The organism is Lacticaseibacillus camelliae DSM 22697 = JCM 13995, from assembly GCF_001311195.1.
Taxonomy (GTDB): domain Bacteria; phylum Bacillota; class Bacilli; order Lactobacillales; family Lactobacillaceae; genus Lacticaseibacillus; species Lacticaseibacillus camelliae.
In genome coordinates this window covers 1-1,713 of the sequence record NZ_BBAJ01000146.1, presented here as the reverse complement: position 1 = coordinate 1,713, position 1,713 = coordinate 1, and the positions used below count along the sequence as shown (strand labels likewise).

The 1,713-nt window shown below is 59.6% G+C and carries 2 protein-coding genes and 1 pseudogene; all 3 read left to right on the top strand.

What is annotated here, in order from left to right; translation table 11 throughout:
* Positions 1-674 (top strand): electron transfer flavoprotein subunit alpha/FixB family protein (locus tag JCM13995_RS13400; protein ID WP_054666558.1); only part of this gene is annotated, 674 nt, incomplete at its 5' end.
* 124 nt (positions 675-798) lie between these two features.
* Positions 799-1,182 (top strand): hypothetical protein, encoded by a 384-nt coding sequence (locus tag JCM13995_RS13395; RefSeq protein ID WP_054666555.1) that lies wholly within the window; start codon positions 799-801, stop codon positions 1,180-1,182.
* A gap of 26 nt (positions 1,183-1,208) precedes the next feature.
* Positions 1,209-1,592 (top strand): annotated as a pseudogene (locus JCM13995_RS13390) (iron-sulfur cluster biosynthesis family protein); the annotation flags it as partial.
* Positions 1,593-1,713: the final 121 nt, after the last annotated feature.

Sequence of the window (1,713 nt, the reverse complement as noted above, 5' to 3'; positions counted from 1 at the left end):
CCACGCCGGCAGGCCGGTCGCTGGCGCCGCGCGTTCAGGACCAGCTCGAAACTGGCCTGACTGCCGACTGCCTTGACTTGTACTACGAGCAAGACCTGTTGGTGGCGGTCAAGCCGTCGTATGGCGATAATGTGATGTGTGAGATCGTCTGCCCGGAGCGCCGGCCGCAGATGGCGTCGGTGCGGCCGAATACCTTTTCCGCGAAAAAAGCGACTGGTGGTCCGGCCCGCATTGAGCGCGTGCCTGCCACTGTTGCGCCTGATGCCGCCTGCACGGTCCAGAACACCGCGGTGAAAATTGCCGCGACCACCAGCCTGAGTGGCGCACGCAAGATCATTGCCCTCGGCCGCGGCGCCAATAAGGACGCCGTGATTGCTGGGACCCGGCAGCTGGCGGAAAAGCTCGGCGCCAGCATCGGGGTCAGTCGGCCGCTGACCGACCGGCCCGATTTCACCGCCGAGCAGCAAATCGGCCAAAGTGGCGTCACGGTTTCACCGGATCTGATCATTAACTTGGGAATTTCAGGGGCCGTCCAGTACCAGGTGGGGATGAGTGCAAGCAAGCTGGTGATCTCTGCCAACCGCGACCCCAAGGCGCCAATCATGGCGCAGTCCGATTACGTCTGGACCGGGGATGCCGCCGCGCTGGTGGCGGCGCTGCAGGAATTGCTTTAATCGCGGCGCTCGGCAAGTGCTTGCGCTGTCAGGCCGCAGCGTCTACCTTTTTCGGCTGCAGGATAGATCTCGATGTCTAACCGGATAGGCGTGGTCGGCTTTTTGGTGATAAAATGTAAGTGAAATCAGGAGGAGGTCGCATCATGAACGAAAATTCTTAGCGGTACTGAAGCACGAAGGCCCAGTGACGATTGTCTCGCCGTACGCGCAGCCGGCCGCGGTCGTGAACACCTGGATGTCTTATGTCTCAGTGGTTGGCAATGAGCTGCACATTCCGGCTGCAGGTATGCACAGCGTCGAGGAAGCGGCCAAAACTGACGACCGCGTGACCGTGACCTTCGGCAGCAAGGAGGTCGAAGGCACGGTGGGCCCCGGCGCGGGGTTTCACGTGCACGGCCGCGCGCGGTTCGAGTCCAGCGGCCCTGCCTTTGACGAGAAAAAGAAGCAGTTCCCGTGGCTGACGCGGCTGCTTGTGGTCACCATTGATGATATTCAGCAGAAGATTTAGGGACGAAGAGTTAGGGAGGACGCCACATGGCAAAAATTACGGTAAGCGAGGCGTTTGTCGCGTTGATGACCAAAAAAAGGACTCGCGAACAAGGACATCGCGCTGATCACCGATGACGGCGGCGGTAAGTACTCGCTGCAAGGCGGCGCCTGCAGCATCGGCACCAAGTTCACGCTGATTGTGCTCGATGCGCCCGATCCGGATTACGCGGTGCGGTTGGAAAATACCGCGGGGCTTCACCTGTGGACCTCGGACTACGACATGATTTTCTTCAACCGGGCCTTTCGATCGATTACCACGACGGCAGCATCTCCATTAAGGACAACGCCCACGCGCTGGATAACCAGATGCGGATCGCCCAAGGCAGTGAGGTCTTGGCGGCGTTTAAGCAAGGTACACTGTGGCAGGGCAGACCTGCTAGCACATCAAGGCTGAGACACAAAGCGGTTTTAGCCCAAAACGCAGGGGCGTTTGCGTGTCTGGGCGTTGCTTTGTGAAACGCGACTAGGGTAATGATGTCTCAGCCTTTTT